17 protein-coding genes and 1 tRNA gene are annotated in these 22213 nt (G+C 72.4%); 10 read left to right on the top strand and 8 right to left on the bottom strand.

What is annotated here, in order from left to right:
* Positions 1 to 358: 358 nt before the first annotated feature.
* Positions 359 to 3121 (top strand): ATP-binding SpoIIE family protein phosphatase, encoded by a 2763-nt coding sequence (locus ACZ6NC_RS29525; RefSeq protein WP_465736810.1) that lies wholly within the window; start codon positions 359 to 361, stop codon positions 3119 to 3121.
* A 78-nt stretch (positions 3122 to 3199) separates the two neighbouring features.
* On the opposite strand, the gene ACZ6NC_RS29520 is transcribed toward ACZ6NC_RS29525, so the two are convergent.
* A complete protein-coding gene (locus ACZ6NC_RS29520; protein WP_465736809.1) occupies positions 3200 to 3892 on the bottom strand; it encodes a hypothetical protein in 693 nt (230 codons plus the stop codon).
* A gap of 298 nt (positions 3893 to 4190) precedes the next feature.
* Positions 4191 to 6011 (bottom strand): phosphatidylglycerol lysyltransferase domain-containing protein, encoded by a 1821-nt coding sequence (locus ACZ6NC_RS29515; protein ID WP_465736808.1) that lies wholly within the window; start codon positions 6009 to 6011, stop codon positions 4191 to 4193.
* Positions 6012 to 6347: 336 nt separating this feature from the next.
* Between ACZ6NC_RS29515 and ACZ6NC_RS29510 the strand changes: the two genes are divergently transcribed.
* Both ACZ6NC_RS29510 and ACZ6NC_RS29505 read left to right on the top strand, forming a co-directional pair.
* Positions 6348 to 6998 carry a response regulator gene (locus ACZ6NC_RS29510; protein ID WP_465736856.1) on the top strand — a complete coding sequence of 217 codons (651 nt, stop codon included), beginning with the start codon at positions 6348 to 6350 and terminating at the stop codon, positions 6996 to 6998.
* Positions 6995 to 8137 (top strand): sensor histidine kinase, encoded by a 1143-nt coding sequence (locus tag ACZ6NC_RS29505; RefSeq protein ID WP_465736807.1) that lies wholly within the window; start codon positions 6995 to 6997, stop codon positions 8135 to 8137. The genes ACZ6NC_RS29510 and ACZ6NC_RS29505 overlap by 4 nt, the downstream gene beginning before the upstream one ends.
* A gap of 136 nt (positions 8138 to 8273) precedes the next feature.
* Here ACZ6NC_RS29505 and ACZ6NC_RS29500 read toward each other — a convergent pair.
* A tRNA-Leu gene (locus ACZ6NC_RS29500) sits at positions 8274 to 8357 on the bottom strand.
* A 418-nt stretch (positions 8358 to 8775) separates the two neighbouring features.
* On the opposite strand from ACZ6NC_RS29500, the gene ACZ6NC_RS29495 reads away from it, so the two are divergent.
* The 6 genes from ACZ6NC_RS29495 to pknB all read left to right on the top strand — a co-directional run bounded on the left by ACZ6NC_RS29495 (position 8776) and on the right by pknB (position 17384).
* Positions 8776 to 9645, top strand: a complete 870-nt coding sequence (locus tag ACZ6NC_RS29495; protein WP_465736806.1) for an FhaA domain-containing protein — start codon at positions 8776 to 8778, stop codon at positions 9643 to 9645.
* A 46-nt stretch (positions 9646 to 9691) separates the two neighbouring features.
* Entirely contained in the window at positions 9692 to 10231 is a 540-nt protein-coding gene (locus ACZ6NC_RS29490) for an FHA domain-containing protein FhaB/FipA (RefSeq protein WP_148643805.1), read from the top strand.
* Positions 10232 to 10284: 53 nt separating this feature from the next.
* Positions 10285 to 11925 carry a PP2C family protein-serine/threonine phosphatase gene (locus tag ACZ6NC_RS29485; protein ID WP_465736805.1) on the top strand — a complete coding sequence of 547 codons (1641 nt, stop codon included), beginning with the start codon at positions 10285 to 10287 and terminating at the stop codon, positions 11923 to 11925.
* 141 nt (positions 11926 to 12066) lie between these two features.
* Positions 12067 to 13536, top strand: coding sequence for an FtsW/RodA/SpoVE family cell cycle protein (locus ACZ6NC_RS29480; protein WP_465736804.1), 1470 nt, complete (start codon positions 12067 to 12069; stop codon positions 13534 to 13536).
* Positions 13533 to 14987, top strand: coding sequence for a peptidoglycan D,D-transpeptidase FtsI family protein (locus ACZ6NC_RS29475; protein WP_465736803.1), 1455 nt, complete (start codon positions 13533 to 13535; stop codon positions 14985 to 14987). The genes ACZ6NC_RS29480 and ACZ6NC_RS29475 overlap by 4 nt, the downstream gene beginning before the upstream one ends.
* A 261-nt stretch (positions 14988 to 15248) precedes the next feature.
* On the top strand, positions 15249 to 17384 hold the full coding sequence (gene pknB, locus ACZ6NC_RS29470; RefSeq protein WP_465736802.1) for a Stk1 family PASTA domain-containing Ser/Thr kinase: 2136 nt from the start codon (positions 15249 to 15251) through the stop codon (positions 17382 to 17384).
* A 127-nt stretch (positions 17385 to 17511) separates the two neighbouring features.
* Here pknB and ACZ6NC_RS29465 read toward each other — a convergent pair whose 3' ends face one another.
* From ACZ6NC_RS29465 to ACZ6NC_RS29445, 5 genes are all read right to left on the bottom strand, one after another.
* Entirely contained in the window at positions 17512 to 18360 is an 849-nt protein-coding gene (locus tag ACZ6NC_RS29465) for a class E sortase (RefSeq protein WP_465736801.1), read from the bottom strand.
* A gap of 60 nt (positions 18361 to 18420) precedes the next feature.
* Complete coding sequence (locus ACZ6NC_RS29460; protein ID WP_465736800.1) at positions 18421 to 19680, bottom strand: class E sortase; 1260 nt, start codon at positions 19678 to 19680, stop codon at positions 18421 to 18423.
* Between the two features lie 5 nt (positions 19681 to 19685).
* Entirely contained in the window at positions 19686 to 20348 is a 663-nt protein-coding gene (locus ACZ6NC_RS29455; protein WP_465736799.1) for an aminodeoxychorismate/anthranilate synthase component II, read from the bottom strand.
* A 54-nt stretch (positions 20349 to 20402) separates the two neighbouring features.
* Entirely contained in the window at positions 20403 to 20579 is a 177-nt protein-coding gene (locus tag ACZ6NC_RS29450; RefSeq protein WP_174315663.1) for a hypothetical protein, read from the bottom strand.
* Between the two features lie 202 nt (positions 20580 to 20781).
* Complete coding sequence (locus ACZ6NC_RS29445; RefSeq protein WP_465736798.1) at positions 20782 to 21543, bottom strand: DUF881 domain-containing protein; 762 nt, start codon at positions 21541 to 21543, stop codon at positions 20782 to 20784.
* Between the two features lie 173 nt (positions 21544 to 21716).
* Between ACZ6NC_RS29445 and crgA the strand changes: the two genes are divergently transcribed.
* Complete coding sequence (crgA, locus tag ACZ6NC_RS29440) at positions 21717 to 21968, top strand: cell division protein CrgA (protein ID WP_209415492.1); 252 nt, start codon at positions 21717 to 21719, stop codon at positions 21966 to 21968.
* Positions 21969 to 22213 lie beyond the last annotated feature (245 nt).

Raw genomic sequence — 22213 nt, 5'->3', positions numbered from 1 at the left:
TGGTCCGGTCCGGCCGGCCCCGCGGGCGACCCTCCCGGTACGGCGTACCCGCGCCCCGGGCGGCCCGGCCGCCCACCCTACCCTCGCACGCGCTGCTCCGACCGGGTGGACGGGGAGTGCGGGCCGGCACCCGTGCGCCCGCCTCGCTGCCCTCGGCAGCCGCTTCGAGGCACGCACCACCCGATTGTTCGCCCGCTCACTCGCTCACGGAGTGACACGCAACTGATACTGATGAATCTCCCCGTTTCGCTATCGAGCCCGGCCCTGTCCGTGCTTCGCTGGTATCCGCACAGCGTGCCTTCCTCCAGAGAGACGGCCGCCTCCAGGCGTGGCGGCCAGGCGGGAGCAGACCGAATCCATGGTGGACGAGCCCGACTCCACACCGCGCCCGGCGGCCACCGCCGCCGAGCCCGCGGCCGCACCATGTGACCAGCCGTCAGGCGTGGTCGCCCTGGTGCGGCTCGCCCTCGTGCTGGTCGACCGGTCGGGCCGGATCGCACAGTGGAGCCGGGCCGCAGAGGAGCTCTTCGGGCACCGCGCCGAGGTCGTCCGCGACCGCCCCGCCACCGGGCTGCTGCCCGCCGTCGAGCCGCGCAGCGCCCCCGGGCCCGCCACCACCGCCCGCCGCCGCTGCGACGCACTGGACACCCTCGCCACGCTGACCGCCGACGGCCGCCCGTGGGCCGGGCGGATGCCGGTCGTCGACCGCGAGGAGCACCTGCGCGACGTGCTCTGGTGGGCCTACCGGCCGGCCGGCCCGGGCGGCGGCCTGCTGGCCCTGGCCGCCGACGCCCGGCCGCTGCGCTCGGCCGGACCGCGGCTGGCCCTCGGCGAGCGGCTGCTGCCGTTCGCCGCCGCGCCCGCCGCCCGGGGCGGCTTCCACCGGCTCTCCGCCACGCTCGCCCCGCCGGGCCGCCCGGTGCCCGACCCGCTCGCCCGGCTGCTGCCGGCCGGCCCCGCCGACCAGCGGGAGCAGCTGCTCGACGGGCTCGGCCGGGCCGGGCTCCCCGCCCTGCGGCTCGACCCGGTCACCGTGCTGCCCGTGCTGCCCGCCGACGGGCCGGCCGGCACCGCGCACGCGGCCGCCGGAATCGGCCGCCGCTACCCGACCGCCCAGCAGCGCGCCGCCCGGCTCGGCCCGCCACCGCAGCCCGAGCAGAGCGCACCCGGGCGGCGCCCGCCCGGCCCGCTGCCCGCCCCGCGCGAGGCCGCCGACCGGCCCGCCCGACCCGCCGGCGCCGTCAGCGGCGCGCCCGCGGCGGCCCCGTCCGTCCCGGCCCCGCCCAGAGGAGGCGCCACCATCGAGCAGGCCGCCGTCGAGTCGTCCGCCAACGGCCACCAGGTCCGTCGGGGCGACCAGGCCCCACCCGCGACCGTCCCCGCCCCCGCCCGAGCGGACGGCGGCGCACCGCCCGGCGGGCGGCTGGGCCCGTTCCTCACCAACGGCCAGGCCGGCGAGCAGCTGGCCCTGCTGAACGAGGTCGGCGGCAAGGTCGGCACCACCCTGGACCTCGGCTTCACCGCACGCGAACTCTGCCAGGTACTCGTCCCCCGGGTCGCCGACTTCGCCTGCGTCGACCTGGTGGACGGCCTGATCTCCGACTCCGAGCTGCCCGAGGCCCGGCCGGACGACGACACGATGCTGCGCCGGGTCGCCCTGGTCTTCAACGAGTCCGCCGGCCAGTGGGACCACGTCCTCGCCGAGGGCTCGCTGGTCGCCATGCCCCGCCGTACCCCGCCCGGCATGGCCCTCCAGCTGAACCAGCCGGTCCTGGTCCCGGTGGTCAGCCAGGACGTCGCGGTCGACTACGCCGCCGCGCTCGGCGGCGTACGGCTCGCCTCGGTGGTCTCCGGCCGCTCGATGCTGGTGGTGCCGCTCTCCGCCCGGGGTACCGTGCTCGGCATCCTCAAGCTGCTCCGGCTGCCCGACCGCGCCCCCTTCGACGAGGGCGACGCCGCCACCCTCAAGGAGCTGGCCGCCCGCGCCGCGCTCTCGCTGGACAACGCCCGGCTGCACCGCGCCGAGTCCAAGGTCGCCACCATCCTGCAACGGTCGATGATCCCGACCCGCCCGCCGCAGATCCCCGGCGTGCAGATCGCCCACCGCTACCTGCCGGGCGACTCCAAGGCCGAGGTCGGCGGGGACTGGTTCGACGCGATCCAGCTGCCCGGCAGCCGGGTCGCCCTGGTCGTCGGCGACGTGATGGGCCACGGCCTGCACTCCGCCGCCGCGATGGGCCGCTTCCGCACCGCGATGCAGACCCTCGCCGCCCTCGACCTGCCGCCCGGCCAGCTGCTGCGCCACCTGGACAACCTGGCCCACAAGCTCGGCGACGACCATCTCGCGACCTGCCTGTACGCGGTCTACGACCCGATCAACCGGACCTGCGAGCTGGCCAGCGCGGGCCACGTCCCCCCGGTGCTGGTGCACCCGGACGGCAGCGGGGAGCTGCTGGAGATCCCGGCCGGCGCGCCGATCGGCGTCGGCGGGGTGCCGTTCGTCGCCAAGACCATCGACGTGACCGACGGCTCGATGCTGGTGCTCTGCACCGACGGCCTGGTCGAGGTCCGGGGCGGGGACATAGGGGCCGGGCTGGCCGCGCTCTGCGGCAACCTGATCGACCCGCAGCAGAGCCCCGAGCAGGCCTGCGACGTGGTGCTGGAGCGGCTGCACTCGGACGACCGCAAGGACGACGTCGCCCTGCTGGTGGCCCGCTTCGACGGCGTCGCGCCGACCGAGGTGGCCACCTGGGACCTCACCGTGGACCACCGCGAGGTCCGCCGGGCCCGCGCGCTCGTCCGCGAGCAGCTGGCCGGCTGGCACCTGGAGGCGCTTGCCGACACCACCGAGCTGCTGGTCAGCGAGCTGGTGACGAACGCCGTCCGGGTCGCCCGGGACCGCGTCCAGCTCCAGCTGATCCGGGTCGACAAGCTGCTGGTCGAGGTCAGCGACGACAACCACAATCTGCCGTCCCTGGAGCCGGCCGAGCAGCTCGGCGAGACCGGCCGCGGTCTGACCCTGGTCACCAAGCTGGCCGAGCGCTGGGGCACCGCCCGCAAGGCGGTCGGCAAGGTGGTCTGGTTCGAGCTGCCGCTGCCGCCCGCACCGCCGACCGGCTGATCGCCGTCACCGGGTGCGGGCTCCGGCCCGCACCCACGGGTACCGCGCGCCGCCACATCCCGGTGCGGCGGCCGAGCCTCAGTGCAGGGCCGCGCCTGCGGGCGTCCGGCGGCGGGCCTCCGCCGCCACCTCGATCGAGGCCACCGCGGCCACCGACGTCGCCGCCCCCACCCCGGCCAGCACCCGCGGCCAGAAGTCCCCGAAGACCTCCACCGAGACGGCGATCAGCAGCGCGGTGATCACCGCGACGACGTGCTCCAGGCCCGCCAGGTTCGGCAGGATGACCGCCTCGCCGACCATCAGCGCCGCCACGAGCCCGGCCGTGAACCACGCCCGGGAGCGGAACGCGATGCAGATCGCCAGTGCCACCACGGCCGCCGAGGGGCCGGTGTCACGGACGTACGCCACCCACTTCGGGAAGCCGAACATGTGGTCCGGCCCGATCGCCACGCCCACCCGGGCGAAGAGCGTCCCGGCCAGGGTGCAGGCGTAGGCCACCACCAGGGTCAACCGACGCCCGAGCACGATCTCGGCGATGCCGAAGACCACGAAGACCTGGGCCAGCGCCCCCCAGACCGGGAGGTCCAGCGCCGGCACGTACAGCGAGAGCGGTGTGCGCAGCAGCGAGACGTCCAGCGGCAGCGCCGCCTTCACCACCCCGATGTGGGTGACGAGCCGCTCGCCGCCCGGCAGGTGCTGCACGATGCTGAACAGCAGGATCAGGGCGGTCGCCGCAGTGGCGAGCGGCACGGCCGCGAGTTTCTTCGCCATGAGCCGCTCACGGACCGTCCCGAACAACGTTCCCCACTCGGCGACAGCGGCCGCACCGGCAATAGCCAGCGGCCCCTTTCGCACGCCCCCCGCGTGGGTCCTGTGAATCACAGCCGTCTCTCCAAATCCCCGAAGCCATCCCCGAAGCCGGAACGCCTTCCCGACCACTCCAACATTAGAAGCCGGTTAATGAATCCACATCGGCATAAATGTTGATCGCCATCATCCTCTGGGGGGAGATAAAACCCCGAAACACCCCCAACCGGACGACGGCCCCCTCCGCCCCCCGGCGGAGGGACTACCCCTTCCCACCCCGCGCCGCCACCGGCACCCGGGGAGCCGCGGCCGCGGCTCCGGAGTGTCGACGACGGAACAGGGCGGGCAGGCTCGGTGCGGTGATGAAGCCCTCGGCCCGCGCGCTGGCGATACCGATCCGCGGAATCTCGCTGCTCTTCTCGAACAGCAGGTAACGCGGCTCCCAGATCGGCCGGTACTTGGCGTTGGCCCGGTACAGCGATTCGATCTGCCACCAGCGCGAGAAGAAGCCCAGGACCGAGCGCCAGAGCCGGAGGACCGGCCCCGCGCCGAGCCGTGAACCACGCTCGAAAACGGAACGGAACATCGCGAAGTTCAATGACACCCTGGCCAGGCCGACCTCGTCCGCCCGCTGGAGAAGTTCGATCACCATGAACTCCATCAGGCCGTTCTCGGTGTCCCGGGCCCGGCGCATCAGATCCAGCGAGAGCCCGTCCGCCCCCCACGGCACGAAGCTCAGCAGCGCCTTCAGCTCACCGTCCCCGTCGTGGCACTCCAGCATCACGCAGCGCCCGTCGCCCGGGTCGCCGAGCCGGCCCAGCGCCATCGAGAAGCCGCGCTCGGTCGCCCCGTCGCGCCAGTGGTCGGCCTTGGCCACCAGCTCCGCCATCTCGGACTCGGGAATGGACTCGTGGCGGCGGATCCGCACGGTGTACCCGGCCCGCTTGACCCGGTTGTAGGCCTGGCGCACCACCCGCATCGCCCGGCCGTCCAGCGAGAACTCGTCCAGCTCGACGATCGCCTCGTCGCCCAGCTCCAGCGCGTCCAGCCCGTGCCGGGCGTAGATCACCCCGGCCTCCTCGGAGGCCCCCATCACGGCCGGCGCCCAGGCGTGCTCGCGGGCCTCGGCCAGCCAGGCGTCGATCGCGCCGGGCCAGGCCTCCGGGTCCCCGATCGGGTCGCCCGAGGCCAGCGAGACGCCGCCGACCACCCGGTACGTCACCGCCGCCTTGCCGCTGGGGGAGAAGACCACGGCCTTGTCCCGGCGCAGCGCGAAGTAGCCCAGCGAGTCCCGCTCGCCCTGCTTGTCCAGCAGCGCGCGCAGCTTCTCCTCGTCCTCCGCGGTCAGCAGCTCCTTGTCCTTGGGGCTGCGGAACGCCACGTAGAGCACCAGCAGGAAGAGCACCGCGCCCATGGCGTTGATGACGGCGTTCACCCAGGTCGGCGAGTCGATGACCGAACGCAGGTGCTGGGTCGGCGTGATGGTGATCATCCGGCCGACCGAGTAGCGGAAGAGGTCCCAGAAGCCGGCGCCGGTGAGGCTGTTGTTCAGCCAGACCAGCAGCGCCCCGACCAGGCCGCCGAAGACCAGGCCGGCGACGAAGGTGGCGGCCGCCGTCTTCGGGTTGGAACGGTCGCCCTTGGAGGTGAACTCCTTCCGCCCGACCAGCAGCGCCAGCACGAACAGGCAGGTCAGCACGGTGGAGATGTAGTTCAGCACGTGGTGGTTGAACCGCTCGCCCGGGAGCGCCATGGCGACCAGGTAGAGCACCGCGAAGAGCCCGGCCAGCGCCACGTTGAAGATCCACGCGGCCCGCTTGCGCCGCCGCATCCCGACCGCCAGGAACAGCGACAGCACCGCGCTGCTCAGACCGGCCGTCATCAGGTAGGGGGTGAAGTACTCGCCCTCGTTGTGCTCGGTCACCTGGTCCTTGAACGGCACCAGCAGCACCGTCACCAGGTTCAGCAGCGCCAGCAGCCGCAGGTACCAGACGGTGGCCGCGGCGGCCCGCGGTCGCCAGCGCTCGCTCAGGGCGGCTGACCTGGGCTCGGCGGACGGCTCCGGCTTCACAGTGGACGACACAGCTCAATTCCAAACGATCAGATGGTGGGGCGCATCCGCACACGGCCCGGCGCCGGGCGCCCGCACGGGCCCGACGGACTGACCGGCGGCCCGAAACCGCGGCCGAGAACCGCAAAGGGGCAGCCAACTCCATGGTTCCCCACCCAAGGTGAGAATTGCGTGAACCGGGTTGCCGATTCCGACCCCCGCCGAACGGCGGGGGTCCGCCCACCGCACGTTTCGGCGCCCCGGGCCGTCACGCCCTAGTCTCGAAACTGCTCAGGGAGACTGCATCGAGCGGACCGGCCGCCCGGCCGCCCGAACCGAGGAGGGACCATCACCACCACCCGCGTGCTGATCGTGGACGACGAGATCCTGGTCCGCTCCGGCCTCGGCCTCATCGTCGGCTCCGCGCCCGATCTGGAGGTGGTCGGCGACTGCTCCGGCGGCCAGGCCGAGCAGTGCGTCCAGCGCCTGCGCCCGCACGTGGTGCTGCTCGACATCCGGATGCCCGACCTGGACGGCATCTCGGTGCTGCGCCGGCTGCGCGCCCTGCCCGAGCCGCCGGCCGTGGCGATGCTCACCACCTTCGACAGCGACGAGTACATCGGCACCGCGCTGCGCGCCGGCGCGGCCGGGTTCCTGCTCAAGGACACCGCCCCGGAGCAGCTGGTCCATGCCGTCCGGGTGCTCGCGGCCGGCGGCAACATCCTCTCCCCGACCGTGACCCGCACCGTGATCGGCGGCTACGTGGACGGCGGCGGCCCGGACGCGGAGGCCGCCACACTGGCCCGCACCCTCACCGGCCGCGAGCTCGACGTGCTGGCGCTGCTCGGTGAAGGCCTGTCCAACGCCGAGATCGCCGACCGCCTCTTCCTCGGCACCGGCACCGTGAAGGACCACATAAGCGCGATCCTCGGCAAGCTCGGCGCCGCCAACCGGGTGCAGGCCGCCGTCATCGCCCACCGGGCCGGTCTGGTCCGGCCGAAGCCCGGCGACGGGGCATGAGCGCCGAGCCACCCCCCGCCAGACGCCACCCGGCCTGGCTCACCGCGCCGTGGCTGATGCTGCTGCTGCCCACCCTCTACTCCCTGGTGGACGCCGCGCTGGTGGCCCGGGACGCGCCCTGGTGGCAGGTGCTGCTCTCCACGCTCGCCGCCGTCGTCCTGCTCTGGCGCCGGCGCTTCCCGGTCACCGTGCTGCTGCTGACCATGCCCGGCAGCTACGTCGACGACATCTGGCTCGCCCCGATCACCGCCGTCTACACGGTGGCCGCCGAACGCTCCAGCCCGCGCGTGGTGGTGCCCTGCGCGACCCTCTTCGCCCTGGTCGAGTTCTTCCACTGGCCGATCTCCGAGCAGACCTTCGCCCTCAGCCGGGACACCGCGCTGTACGCCATCCAGTCCGTGATGCTGGCCGCCGGTCCGGCCGCCACCGGCATGCTCGCGCGGACCAGGCGGGAGCTGGCGGCCCGGCTGGACGAGCTGACCCGGGGCCAGGAGCGGGAGAGCCGGCTGCTCGCCGAACGGGTGCTGATCAGCGAGCGCGGCCGCCTCGCCCGGGAGATGCACGACGTGGTCTCGCACCAGGTCAGCCTGATCAGCATCCAGGCCGGCGCACTCCAGGTCAGCACCGCCGACCCGGCCGCCGCGACCACCGCCCGGACCATCCGGGAGCTCTCCGTGCGCACCCTCGACGAGCTGCGGCAGATGGTCGGGGTGCTGCGCGCCGCCGGCTCGCGCGGGGACGCCCCGCTGGCCCCGCAGCCCCGGCTGGCCGACCTGCCCCGGCTGATCGAGGAGAGCGGCCTGGCCGCCGAGGCCGAGCTGTCCCCCGGTGACCGGCCGTGGCCGGAGGCGGTCGAACGGGCCGCCTACCGCACCGTGCAGGAGGCGCTCACCAACATCACCAAGTACGCCCCGGACGCCGCCGTGCACGTGAAGGTCCGGACCCGGGGCCACCGGCTGCAGGTCGAGGTCCGCAACGACGCCCCGCCGGTCCGGCCCGCCGAGACGCTGCCGGGCGGCGGCCACGGTCTGGTCGGCCTGCACGAGCGTGCCCAGCTGCTCGGCGGCACCCTGTCGGCCGGCCCGACCCCCGACGGCGGCTTCGAGGTCCGCGCCGACCTCCCCGCCACCCGCGGCTGACCCCGCTCCCCCGGCTGAACCCCACCGGCCACCGGCGTCCGCCCGGTGGCCGGTGGCGGCACTCCCCGGAGCCGGCCGGGGGAGCCCCGGACAACGAGAAAGCCCCGCAGATCCGAAGATCTGCGGGGCTTCGCTGTGCGCGAGGGGGGAGTTGAACCCCCACGCCCTTTCGGGCACTGGAACCTGAATCCAGCGCGTCTGCCTATTCCGCCACCCGCGCATGGGTGTTTGTCGTGGTTGCCAGCCGATCAGCCGACCCGCTCGGTACCATGTGGCCTTCGCGGTTCTTCGATCCGGCTCCCTTGCGGGCGCCCCTTCCGACGTGGAAAACATTAGCACGACCTGCGGGGCACCTCCGAATCCGTTTCCCGGGGAGGCCGAGCGCATCCGAACGGATGCCCGGCGAACAGGCGAGCGAGGGATGGCGACCCCCTCCGGCGGGTAGCCCTGGCGTGCTGCCGCCGGGATGCGTCACCCTGTGTGTCCGAGCCCACCCCCGGTCACCACTCGGACGGGGAACCGTACGGATGGCCGCGGCGTGGATACGATCAGTACGGAAGTACCGCAAGTAGGCGTCACCGGCTCTCCCCGGGATCCGGTCGGCAGGCAGGCGAACGAACCCTGGAAGGGGGTGTCCCATGGGAGTGCTGAAGAAGTTCGAACAGCGACTTGAGGGTCTCGTCAACGGCACCTTCGCCAAGGTGTTCAAGTCCGAGGTCCAGCCCGTGGAGATCGCCGGCGCTCTGCAGCGTGAGTGCGACAACAACGCGAGCATCTGGAACCGCGACCGCACGGTCGTGCCCAATGACTTCATCGTCGAGCTGAGCCCGCACGACTTCGAGCGCCTGAGCCCCTACTCCGGCCAGCTGGGCAGCGAGCTCGCCGGCATGGTCCGCGAGTACGCGGAGGCCCAGCGGTACTCCTTCATGGGCCCGCTCCAGGTGAACCTGGAGAAGGCCGACGACCTGGACACCGGCCTGTACCGGGTGCGGAGCCGCACGCTGGCCGCCGAGGAGCCGCCGCAGCAGCAGGCCCCGGCGCAGCCCGCCCAGGGCGGCTACGGCCGCCCGCCGGCCGCCCCGGCCCCCGGCGCACCGTGGCAGCAGCAGGGCGCCGCGCCGTACGGTGCGCCCCCGCCGCCGGCCGCGCCCCCCGCCATGCCCCCGGGCCAGCCCGCTCCCGCCGGCGGCAACGTCCGCCCGTTCCCGGGCGCCGGCCACGGCACCTCGGTCCGCCGCTGGATCGAGGTGAACGGCGCCCGCCACCAGATCACCGGGAACGCCTGCGTGCTCGGCCGCTCCACCGAGGCCGACGTGCGGATCGACGACCCCGGGGTGTCCCGCAAGCACGCCGAGATCCGTCCCGGCACGCCCTCGATGGTGCTCGACCTGGGGTCCACCAACGGCATCGTGGTGGACGGACAGCACACCCAGCGCGCTACGCTCCGCGACGGCTCTCGAATCGTCGTGGGCTCCACCACCATCGTCTACCGACAGGTCGAAGGGTAGTGTCCGATTTGTTCGCTCGCTTCGCTCACTCACGGGCGGGCCGGCCATGTCAGAACTGACCCTCACGGTCATGCGGCTGGGCTTCCTCGCCGTACTGTGGCTGTTCGTCATCGTCGCGGTCCAGGTGATCCGCAGTGACCTGTTCGGGACACGGGTGAACCCCCGTTCCTCCCGTCGTGGCGGTGCCGCCACGGCGGCCGCTGCGCCGGCCCCCGCGCCCGGGCGCGCCCCACAGGGCCCGTCCGGCGCCCCCGCTGCCCAGCAGACCCAGGGCGGCGGGCGCCGCCGCGGCGCCCCGACCCAGCTGGTCGTGGTGGCGGGCTCGCTGGCCGGCACGACCGTCGCGCTGCAGGGCCAGACCATCACGCTGGGTCGCGCGCACGACTCCACCATCGTGCTGGACGACGACTACGCGTCCTCCCGGCATGCCAGGATCTATCCGGATCAGACTGGGCAGTGGACGGTCGAGGATCTAGGCTCCACCAACGGCACCTATCTGGACCGGCAGCGCCTGACGGCGCCGACGCCGCTCCAGCCGGGCATGCCGATCCGTATCGGCAGGACCGTCATCGAACTGCGGAAGTAGTAGCGCATGAGGGACAGCATCCCGTCCATGACCCAGAGGGGGGCTCAGGTCGCATGACCCTGGTGCTGCGCTTCGCCGCCGGCTCCCACAAGGGGCTGATCCGGGAGGGGAACGAGGACTCCGGCTACGCCGGGCCACGGCTGCTGGCCGTGGCCGACGGCATGGGCGGCGCCGCGGCCGGCGAGGTCGCGTCCTCCGAGGTGCTCGGCTCGATCGTCCGGTTGGACGAGGACGTGCCGGGCGCCGACCTGCTGACCCTGCTCGGCGAAGCCGTCCAGGGTGCCAACGACCGCCTCCGGCAGATGGTCGAGGAGGACCCGCAGCTGGAGGGCATGGGCTGCACCCTCACCGCGATGCTCTGGACCGGGCAACGGATGGGCCTGGTGCACGTCGGCGACTCCCGCGCGTACCTGCTGCGGGACGGCTCGCTGGTGCAGATCACCCAGGACCACACCTGGGTGCAGCGGCTGGTCGACGAGGGCCGGATCACGCCCGAGGAGGCCGAGACCCACCCGCAGCGCTCGCTGCTGATGCGGGCGCTGGACGGCCGCGGCCAGGTCGAGCCCGACCTGTCGATCCGCGAGGTCCGGGCCGGCGACCGCTACCTGATCTGCTCCGACGGCCTCTCCGGCCCGGTCAGCCACCAGACCCTCCAGGACACCCTCGGGAGCTTCTACTCCCCCGAGCAGACCGTGCAGGAGCTGATCCAGCTCGCGCTGCGCGGCGGCGGTCCGGACAACATCACCTGCATCGTGGCGGACGTCATCGACGTCGGCGCCACGGACACCCTGAGCGGCCAGTTCAACGACGTCCCGGTGGTCGTCGGCGCGGTCGCCGAGACCCCGCCGTCCTCGGCCGCCGCCGACCGGTCGATCCGGGACACCCCGGCCGGCCGGGCGGCCGGCCTCGGGCGCTCCCCGCAGGGCGCCTTCGGCCCCGCCGAGGGCTACGACGGCGGCTACGGCGCCGCCCCGGCCGGCTTCGGCCCGGCCGAGGGCTACGGCGCGGGCGAGCCGCCGGTCTACGGCACCGAGGAGTTCGACGACGAGGAGCGGCCGAAGCGCAAGGGCAAGGCGCTCAAGCTCTCGCTGGTCGCGCTGGTCACCCTGGGCCTGCTCGGCGGCGCCGGCTTCTTCGGCTACCAGTGGACCCAGGACCAGTACTACGTCGGCGCGGACGGCGACCACGTCGCCGTCTACCAGGGCCTCAACCAGAGCCTGGCCGGCCTGAGCCTGTCCTCGGTGCACACCTCGTACAAGGACATCGAACTCAAGTACCTGCCGCAGGACCAGCGCACCCTCGTCGCCAACACCATCTCGGCCAGCAGCCTCGGCGACGCGGGCGACAAGGTGAAGAAGCTGAGCGAGCAGGCCGCGTTCTGCCACAAGGTCGCGGACACCCGGGCCAACGCCGCCAACCAGGCGGCGGGCACCCCGGCCGCCGGACAGCCCGGCACCGCGCCCGCCGCGGCGGTGTCGCACGTCGGGTTCGTGACGGCCACCTCGCCCAGCCCGTCCGCGACCAACCGGGGCCCGGTGGCGGTCGCGCCCAGCGCCGCCCCCACCCCGACCCCGACCCCGAGTACGGCGGCCCCCAGCCAGAGCGCCGCCGCCCCGGCCACCGGGCCGCAGAACGACCTGCCCGGTTTCAGCGACGAGGAGCGGCAGAAGGCCGACTCCTGCCCGAAGCCGTGACGGCCGCGACCCGACATAGGCCCGCCCGGAGCGGGCCTGCCGGCCGTCAGGGAGCGGCCACCAAGTGAGACAGCGAAGCGAGCGAAGCATCGAAGGGCGTGTGTGGGCGAATGCCCCTGCCGAGCGAAGCGAGGTGGGCGCATGAGTACCTTTGATGTGAGCAACGGCGCGGACAGCCGGGCCGGGAACGTGCCGACCGACCGCGCCTCCTCCCGGCGCCGGGGCAACACCACCATCTCCCCCCAGGGCACGCCCAACCGGCGCAACACCGAGCTGGCCATGCTGGCCTTCGCGGTGGTGCTGCCGGTCCTGGCGTACGCCAACGTGGGCCTGGCGATGGACGACTCGCTGCCCGCCGGCATGCTCGGCTACGGCCTCGGCATGGGCGCGCTCGCGCTGATCGCGCATCTGCTGATGCGCCGCTTCGCGCCGTACGCGGACCCGCTGATGCTGCCGATCGCCACCCTGCTCAACGGGCTCGGCGTGGTGATGATCTGGCGGCTCGACAAGGCCGGGAAGCTGCTGCACAACAACTACCCCGCGGCCGCCAACCAGCTGATGTGGTCGGGCCTCGGGGTGGCGTTCTTCATCTTCGTGATGATCTTCCTGAAGGACCACCGGGTCCTCCAGCGCTACACCTACATCTCGATGGCGGCGGCCCTGGTGCTGCTCGCGGCGCCGGCCTTCTTCCCGGCCCGCAAGGAGGACTTCGGCGCCAAGATCTGGATCCGGATGGGCGCCTTCTCGATCCAGCCCGGCGAGTTCGCCAAGATCATCCTGACCGTCTTCTTCGCCGGCTACCTGATGGTGAAGCGGGACGCCCTGGCACTGGCCAGCCGCCGCTTCATGGGCCTCTACCTGCCGCGCGGCCGCGACCTCGGGCCGATCATCGTGATCTGGCTGCTCAGCCTGCTGATCCTGATCTTCGAGAACGACCTCGGCTCGTCCTTCCTGTACTTCGGCCTCTTCGTGGTGATGCTCTACGTCGCCACCGAGCGCACCAGCTGGATCGTCTTCGGCCTGCTGATGTCGGTCGGCGGCGCCGTCGCGGTGGCCTCCACCGCCAGCCACGTCAAGGTCCGCATCGACGCCTGGCTCGACCCGATGGCCGCCTTCGGGCCCAAACCGCCGGCGGGCTCGACCGAACAGATCGGCCAGTCGCTGATGGCGCTGGGCTCCGGCGGTGTCACCGGCTCCGGCCTCGGCCAGGGACGCTCCTGGCTGATCGACTTCGCCGCCAAGAGCGACTTCATCCTCGGCTCGTTCGGCGAGGAGCTCGGGCTCACCGGCCTGATGGCGATCTTCATGCTCTACGCCCTGCTGGTCCAGCGTGGCCTGCGCACCGCGGTCGCCGCCCGGGACCCGTTCGGCAAGCTGTTCGCCGTCGGCCTCTCCTCGGCCATGGCACTCCAGGTCTTCGTGGTGGCCGGCGGCGTCACCGGCCTGATCCCGCTGACCGGTATGACCATGCCGTTCCTCGCCCAGGGCGGGTCCTCGGTGGTCGCCAACTGGGCCCTGGTCGCGATCCTGCTGAAGATCAGCGACAGCGCCCGCCGCCCCGGGGCGGAACCGGCCCCGGCCACCGAGACCCAGGGGGGAACCGCCTCGTGAACAAGCCGATCCGCCGGGTATCGATCTTCTGCCTCATCCTGATCCTGGCCCTGATGGTGCGCACCAACTGGGTGCAGGGGGTCCAGGCCGACGCCTGGGCCACCAACAAGAACAACAAGCGCCAGGTCTACGACCGGTACGCCCACCCGCGCGGCAACATCATCGTCGGCGGGCAGCCGGTCACCCAGTCCGACTTCGTCAACGGCCTGCGCTTCAAGTACAAGCGCTCCTACACGGACGGGCAGCTCTACGCCCCGGTCACCGGCTACACCTCGGCGTTCCAGAACACCGGACTGGAGGGCCTGGAGGACGACGTCCTCGCCGGCACCGACGACCGGCTGTTCTTCCGCAACACCCTGGACATGCTGACCGGCGAGCAGAAGAAGGGCGGCGACGTCCTCACGACGATCAACGCCAAGGCCCAGAAGGCCGCCTTCGACGGCCTCGCCGGCAAGAAGGGCGCGGTGGCGGCGATCGACCCGCGCACCGGGGCGATCCTCGCGCTGGTCTCCACCCCGTCCTACGACCCCAGCACCTTCTCCGGCTTCGAGTCGTCCGACAGCAAGGCCTACAACGACCTGCTCAACGACCCGAACAAGCCGCTGCTCAACCGCGCGCTTCGCGAGACGTACCCGCCCGGCTCGACGTTCAAGCTGGTCACCGCGGCGGCGGCGTTCGAGAACGGCGTCTTCCAGGGCATCGACGACCAGACCCAGACCCCGAAGCCGTACGTCCTGCCGGGCACCAAGACCGAGCTGAAGAACGAGAGCGACAACGAGCCCTGCGAGAACGCCACGCTCAAGGTCGCCATGGACTGGTCCTGCAACACCGTCTACGGCAAGATCGGCGCCGAGCTCGGCAAGGAGAAGATGCGAGCGCAGGCCGAGAAGTTCGGCTTCAACAGCACGGTGGACACCCCGGTCCGCTCCGAGAAGAGCATCTTCCCGACCAACTCCACCCCGGACGGGGTCGCGCTGGACTCGATCGGCCAGCACGACACCCGGGCCACCCCGCTCCAGATGGCCATGGTCTCCGCCGCGATCGCCAACAACGGCTCGCTGATGCAGCCGTACCTGGTGGACCAGGAGCGCTCGGCCTCGCTGACCACCATCTCCAAGCACACCGAGAAGCAGTTCTCCCAGGCCATGAGCCCGGCCACCGCGCAGAAGCTGCAGGACATGATGGTCTCGGTGGTCGAGAACGGCACCGGCAAGAACGCCAGGATCCCGGGCCTGACCGTCGGCGGCAAGACCGGTACCGCGCAGCACGGCGAGGACAACGCCGGCCTGCCGTTCGCCTGGTTCACCTCGTACGCCAAGACCGCCGACGGCCAGTCCGTCGCGGTGGCGGTCGTGGTCGAGGACGGCTCCAACAACCGTGACGGCATCAGCGGCGGCCGGCTGGCCGCGCCCATCGCCAAGGCGGTCATGCAGGCCGCCCTCGGCAAGTAGGGAGCGACGTCACGAGTGAGTGGAATGTCACGATCGGCACCCCCGTCCGGATACCGGTCTGATATCGGCCGACGGGCGGCTCCGGTCCGGCGCCGTCCGACCGGTAGCGTATCCGCAAGCAGCGGGTGTGCCCGTTGCCGCCCGCGAGGCGTCACAGGGTCCTGATCGCAGAACCACCCGGGGCCGGGCCGGCGTCACTCAGAGCGTGCGGGGACACCTACGTCACAACCTCACCGGCGGGTGAGGGAGAGGGTCGGAACTATGGAAGAGCCTCGTCGCCTAGGCGGCAGGTACGAGCTTGGCGGCGTCCTCGGACGCGGCGGCATGGCCGAGGTGTACCTCGCCCATGACAGCCGGCTCGGCCGTTCCGTCGCAGTGAAGACGCTCCGGGCCGACATGGCCCGCGATCCGTCCTTCCAGGCCCGCTTCCGTCGTGAGGCACAGTCCGCGGCGTCGCTGAACCACCCCGCGATCGTCGCCGTGTACGACACCGGCGAGGACTACATCGACGGTATCTCCATCCCGTACATCGTGATGGAGTACGTCGAGGGGTCCACCCTGCGCGAGCTGCTGCACTCCGGCCGCCGGCTGCTGCCGGAGCGTGCGCTGGAGATGACCATCGGCATCCTGCAGGCCCTGGAGTACTCGCACCGGGCCGGCATCGTGCACCGCGACATCAAGCCCGCCAACGTCATGCTGACCCGGCAGGGCAACGTCAAGGTCATGGACTTCGGCATCGCGCGGGCGATGGGCGACGCCGGGATGACGATGACGCAGACCTCCGCCGTCATCGGCACCGCCCAGTACCTCTCCCCCGAGCAGGCCAAGGGCGAGCAGGTCGACGCCCGCTCGGACCTCTACTCCACCGGCTGCCTGCTGTACGAGCTGCTGACCGTGCGCCCGCCGTTCGTCGGCGACTCGCCGGTCGCGGTGGCGTACCAGCACGTCCGGGAGGAGGCGCAGCCGCCGTCCGTCTTCGACCCCGAGGTGCGCCCCGAGATCGACGCGATCGTGCTGAAGGCGCTCGCCAAGGACCGCGACTACCGGTACCAGAGCGCCGACGAGATGCGCGACGACATCGAGCGCTTCCTCGACGGCCTGCCGGTGGCCGCCGCCCAGCAGGCCGCCGCGTACGGCATGGGTGCCGCCGGGTACGGCTACGACCAGAACGGCTACCCGCAGCAGCACGACCCGTACGGCCAGACCAACGTGCTGCCGCAGCAGCCCGGCGGCCCCACCACGGTGCTGCCGCAGGCCGGCGGCCAGCCCGGCTACGGCCAGCAGCCCGGCTATCCGGACGACGGCTACGGCCAGACCTACGCCGGCGGCCCGGGCGGCGGCAACGACGGCTACGACGACGGCTACGGCCGCGGTGGCCGGCGCGGCGAGGAGCCGCCGAAGAAGAGCAACACCTCCTGGATCGTGCTGGCGGTCGCTGCCGTGCTGGTCCTGGTCGGCACCTTCTTCGTCGCCCAGGCGATGTTCGCCGACAAGAAGGACACCGCCAAGGAGGCGCCCAAGGTCACGGCGCCGAAGCTGGTGGGCCTGAGCCTGGCCGAGGCCAAGACCGCGGCCCAGCAGGCCGGTCCGAAGCTGGTGGTGACCGAGGGCGAGAAGATCGCCTGCCCAGACTCCAACATCAAGAAGGACCAGGTCTGCACCCAGACCCCGGCGGCCGCCACCCAGGTCGCCGAGACCGCCACGATCACGGTGCAGCTCTCCTCCGGCCCGGCCAAGGCGAGCGTGCCGACCGTGGTCGGCAAGACCAAGGACCAGGCCACCAAGGCGCTCACCGACGCCGGCTTCACCAACGTCACCACCGAGTACAAGGACGACGACACCGCTCCCCAGGAGACGGTCACCGCCCAGGACCCGGCACCCGGTGCGCCCGGTGACCCGACCGCGCCGGTCAAGCTCATCGTCTCGCAGGGCAAGGCCAAGGTCGCCGTCCCCGGCGTGGTCGGCCAGCAGAAGGAGGCCGCGCAGGCCACGCTGGAGAGCGCCGGCTTCCAGGTCGACGCCTCGAAGACCACGACGACCAACGACCCGACCAAGGTCAACACCGTCGCCTCGCAGTCGATCCCGCCGAACAGCAAGGCCCCGGCCAACTCGAAGATCGTCCTGATCGTCTACAAGGCGCCGGACAAGGCCACCGTCCCGCCACTGCAGAACGCCAAGCTCCAGGAGGCGATCGACAAGCTGGGGAAGGCAGGCCTCGGCTACAGCGTGGTCGGCCCGCAGGACCCGAACGCCGTGGTGATGGGCAGCAACCCGCCGGCGGGCACCCAGCTCGACCCGAACACGCAGGTGATCCTGATGACCAAGCCGGCGGAGCCCGCCAAAGGGGGCGACACCCCCAACCCGTCAACCTCTCCCCCCAAAGGGGGGAACCCCTAGCCCCTGGTTCCCCTGGTTCTGAGGCAGACGCCCGAGGGCCCGTCGCAATCACTGCGGCGGGCCCTCGGGCATTCCCGGCGCCCCTGGGGGTTTCCTTCCCGGCGCGCCGGGCGGGACTGTCAGACACCTAGGAGTGGCGCAGCTCCGGCGGCGGCGTGCGCTTGGCGTCCATGTCGTCCACCCGGACCAGGCTGCCCCAGACGGCCATCCGGTAGCGCGAGGTGTAGACGGGAGTGCAGGTGGTCAGCGTGATGTAGCGGCCCGGGCCCTGGTAGCCGGAGCCCTTGGGGACGGGTGCGACGATGCCGGTGTCGTACTTGGACGTCTCCGGCAGGGTGTTGTCGACCTTGTAGACGTACCACTTGTCCTTGGTCTCGACCACGATCGCGTCGCCCTTGTGGACGGCGTCGAGGTCGTGGAACTTCGCCCCGTGGCCGTCCCGGTGCGCGGCCAGCGCGAAGTTGCCGGTCTCGTCCCAGGGCATCGCCGCGCGGTACGGCTGGTCGTACACCCCGGCGACGCCCTCGGCCAGGGTGGCGGTGTCGGTGCCCATCCGGATCAGCACCTGGAAGTCCTTGCCCATCGCCGGGACGTGCAGGAAGCCGACCCCGTCACCCGCGCCGTAGGCCGGGCCGGGCGCGGCGGGAGCACCGGACGCGGCGGGAGCACCGGGGGTGGCGGGAGCACCGGGGGTGGGCGTCGCGCCGGGGGTGGCCGGGGGAGCGGCGGTGGGGCCGGCCGCCCAGGAGCTGCGCAGCTTGTCGGAGGCCTGGGCCGCGGAGGCGTCGGCCTGCACGTTGGTCCACCAGAGCGAGTACGCGACGAAGAGGCCGAGCACCAGGCCCAGGGTGATCAGCAGCTCGCCGAAGACGCCCAGGGCGGCCAGCGCGCGGCCACGCCCCTTGCCGGCGGGCGGGGGCGGGGGTGGTGGGAAGGCCTCCTCGGCCGCCGGTTGCGCCGTCGCGTCCTGGGTCACTCTGCTCCCCCTCGTACCTGTCCACGGGTGCGGCGGCCGTCCGCCGCACCTCCGCTGCCGCTAACCGACCGTGAGACCGGGCGGCTTGCCCTGGCTCCGCGGCCGTTCCTCGATCATCTTGCCAAAGACGATCAGACGGGCCTTGGAGCTGAACTCCGGCGTGCAGGTGGTCAGGGTGATGTACCGGCCGGCCTGGCCGTACCCGGACCCGTTGGGCACCGGCTTGATCACGCTCACGTTGGACGGCGGGGTCTCCGGAATGCCGCCGGTGACCTCGTACGTGTAGTACGCGGTCGCGGTCTCCACCACGATCTTGTCGCCCTTGGTGAGCTGGTTGATGTGCCGGAACGGCTCGCCGTGGGTGTTGCGGTGCGCGGCCAGCGCGAAGTTGCCGGTCTTGTCGGCCGGCATCCCGGTGCCGGTGTAGTGCCCGACCAGGCCCTTGTCGAGCACCGCCGGCTTGGAGGTGCCCTCGGCGATCGGGAACTTCAGGCCCAGCTTCGGCAGGTGGATGATCGCGAAGCCCTTGCCGGGCTCGAAGGTCTCGGGCTTGGCCGGATCCGGCGCCGGCGGCCCGGACGCACCGGGGGCCGGCTGGGCGGCGCCGAACTGCTGCTCCAGCTGGTTGCGGGCGCCGTCGGCGGCCGCATCGGCCTGCACGTTGGTCCACCAGAGCTGGTACGAGACGAACAGCAGCATCACCAGGCCGAGCGTGATGCAGAACTCGCCGACGAACCGGGCGGCCACCACGGCCACCGACTCCTTGGGGCGCGCCGGCCCCCCGGCCGCGGCGCGGCCGCTCGCCCGGCGGCGCCCGCCGCCCGAGCGCACCGACATCCGGCCCTGCGCGGCCCGGCGCCGCTCCGCCCGGCCACCGGCAGGCGGCGCGTCGAGACCGGCGGCGGCCGGCAGGAGACGCAACTGCAGGGTCTGGTCGGCCAGCCAGGGGTACTCGGGCTGGCCCGGACCGTCGGGGCCCTCGGTGCCACCAAGGCCGTCAGGGCCACCAGGGGCGCCCGAGCCGCCCTGCCGGGGCGCCTGGGGCTGCCGGGGCGGTTCGGCCTGCTCGTAGACGCCCCAGGCGTCCTCGGCCCCACCCTGCGCCGGGTGGCCATGCCGAGCGGGGACGGCCCCGCCCTGCGGGAACTGCTGCGCCTGGTACGGGTCGTACTGCTCGTTCTGGCCGCTGTGGCCGCTTTGGCCATACTGCTCGTATTGCGCGCTCCGGCCGTGCTGCGGGCCCTGGCCGTAGCCGTACTGGCCGCCCTCGTGCGGGCCGGCCCCCGACTGGTAACGCCCCTCCGGACGCACCGCGGTCACGCCGCTCAGCCCCGGCCGATCACCGGGGCGAGCCCGGCCGAACGGCCGACGGCCAGCGGATCGCCGCACTCGGCCAGCCAGTTGGCCAGCATCCGGTGCCCGCCCTCGGTGAGCACCGACTCCGGGTGGAACTGCACGCCCTCGACCGGCAGCTCGCGGTGGCGCAGCCCCATGATCACGCCGCTCCCGGTCCGGGCGGTGACCACCAGCTCGTCCGGCACGGTGGCGGGCTCGACCGCCAGCGAGTGGTAGCGGGTCGCGGTGAGCGGCGAGGCCAGGCCTTCGAAGACCCCGCCGTCCTCGTGCTCGACCAGCGAGGTCTTGCCGTGCAGCAGCTCGGGCGCCCGGCCGACCACCGCCCCGTACGCGACCGCGATCGACTGGAGACCCAGGCAGACACCGAAGACCGGAAGCCCGATCGCCGCGCAGTGGTGCACCATCTCGATGCAGACCCCGGCCTCCTCCGGCGCACCGGGCCCGGGGGAGAGCAGCACCCCGTCGAAGCCCGTCGCCCCGTCGCGGCGCACCGCGTGCTCGACCGTCACCTCGTCGTTGCGCACCACCTCGCAGGTGGCGCCGAGCTGGTAGAGGTACTGGACCAGGTTGAAGACGAAGCTGTCGTAGTTGTCGACGACCAGGATGCGGGGCGGGGTCGGCTGGGTGGTCATTCGCGCGCTATCTCCGTGGGATGCGGGGGCTGGGAGGAGGAGCAGGGCCGCCGGTCAGCCGGCGGCGCCGTCGCCGCCGTCCACTGTGACGTCGCCGAAGGGGAGCAGCGGTTCCGCCCACGGGAAGACGTACGTGAAGAGGAGGTAGACCAGCCCCAGGACGAGGAGCAGCGAGATGAAGGCCCGGACCAGGGTGTTCCCCGGAAGGTGACGCCAGATCCAGCCGTACATGGTGCTCCCTCGACGTAACAGACTGGGGTCAAGAGTAGACCCGTGATCCAGGGCCGCGGGGCGGGCTTCCCACAGTGGCACCGGCCCGCTGCCGCCCGGCCGTTGCTGCCCGGCCGTTGCTGCCCGGCCGTTGCCGCCCGTCGCCGGTCCCGCCCGCCCGCGACGGCCCGCCCGCTACTGGCCGCCCGCTACTGGCCGGTCGCTACTGGCCGGTCGCCGAACGCAGGTCGGCGGTGCCGGAGTAGCCGGGCACGGTGAGGTCGCCGCTCTCCTGGACCTTCCAGCCCAGCCCGTACGCCTGCACGTACTGCTGGTAGTTGCGGATCGTCGGGTCCGTCTCCACCGCCGAACGCAGCGCGTCGGTCTTCCCGACCGCCTTGACCACGTAGGGCGGCGAGTAGACCCGGCCCTGGAGCAGCAGGGTGTTGCCGACGCAGCGGACGGCGCTGGTCGAGATCAGCCGCTGGTCCATCACCTGCACGCCCTCCGCGCCGCCGCGCCAGAGCGCATTGACCACCGCCTGGATGTCCTGCTGGTGGATGACCAGATCGTTGACGCCGGGCTCGGGCACCCCGGGGATGCGCGCGGTGGCGTTCGGCGGGGCGTCGTTGAGGGTGACGGTGAGGCCGGGCCCCTGCAGCGGCTCCAGCGCGGCGCCCTGCCGCAGCGCGTCCTGCCGGGAGGCCTCGGCCGGGCTGCCGCCCTGCTGCTCGGTGAGCTCCTGCGAGCGGGCCTGGAGATCGGCGAGCTGCGCCTGCGACTGCTGGTTCTGCGCGCTGCGCTGGCGTATCACGTCGCTGAGGCTGAGCAGCGAGTTGTCGGTGCGCAGGTCGGTCCCGCGGGCGGTCTGCGCGCTGATGTAGAAGAGCAGCCCGGCGAGCGCGAATACGGCGCAGGTCAGGGCACGGCCGACAATTCGGGTGCCGGAGGCACGGGTACGGGCAGGCCGAGGGGGAATCGACAAATTAGTCACCGTACCCTTATCTCCTTCGGACCCGCCGAACCACTACGCTAACGGACGCCGGTGGCATGTGCGGGGGCGGTCCCCATAGCGTTCTCCACAACCGCCACTGCCGGCCGCCCGACCCCCGCTGAAGCCCTGCGCGGTCTCACAGCGCATCGACAGGAGAGCTCCTCGTGCCGAAGTCTCGACTCCGCAAGAAGTCCGATTACACCCCGCCGACCACGGCCGCCGCGGTGAAGATCAGCACGGGCCGCAGCTGGGTAGCCCCCCTGATGCTGGCCCTGTTCCTGGTCGGACTGGTGTGGATCGTCACCTACTACGTGACCAGTGGCAGCTGGCCGGTCGAGAGCTGGCACAACTGGAACATCCTGGTGGGCTTCGGCTTCATCGCGGCGGGGTTCGGCGTCTCCACCCAGTGGAAGTGACGCCGGGGCTCCAGCCCTGAGCGCATTCCGCCGTCCCGGGAGAGTTCCGCCCGGGACGGCGCTGTGGTGCGCCCGGACGTGGTCGTGCGGATCGGCGGCGTGGAGTTCCGCCGCCCGGTTATCCCGCTTATCGCGCTTATCCACATGGTTATCCACACTGGGGAAAAGTCCCACCGGCCTGTGGATAACTCACGCCCGGCGTACTTTCCACACCCCCGCGCGCCGCCCCCCGAATGCCGAACAGT

The organism is Kitasatospora sp. NPDC041988 (assembly GCF_055588525.1).
The sequence above is the reverse complement of the archived record's forward strand: the minus strand, read 5'-3'. Positions and strand labels throughout refer to the sequence as shown.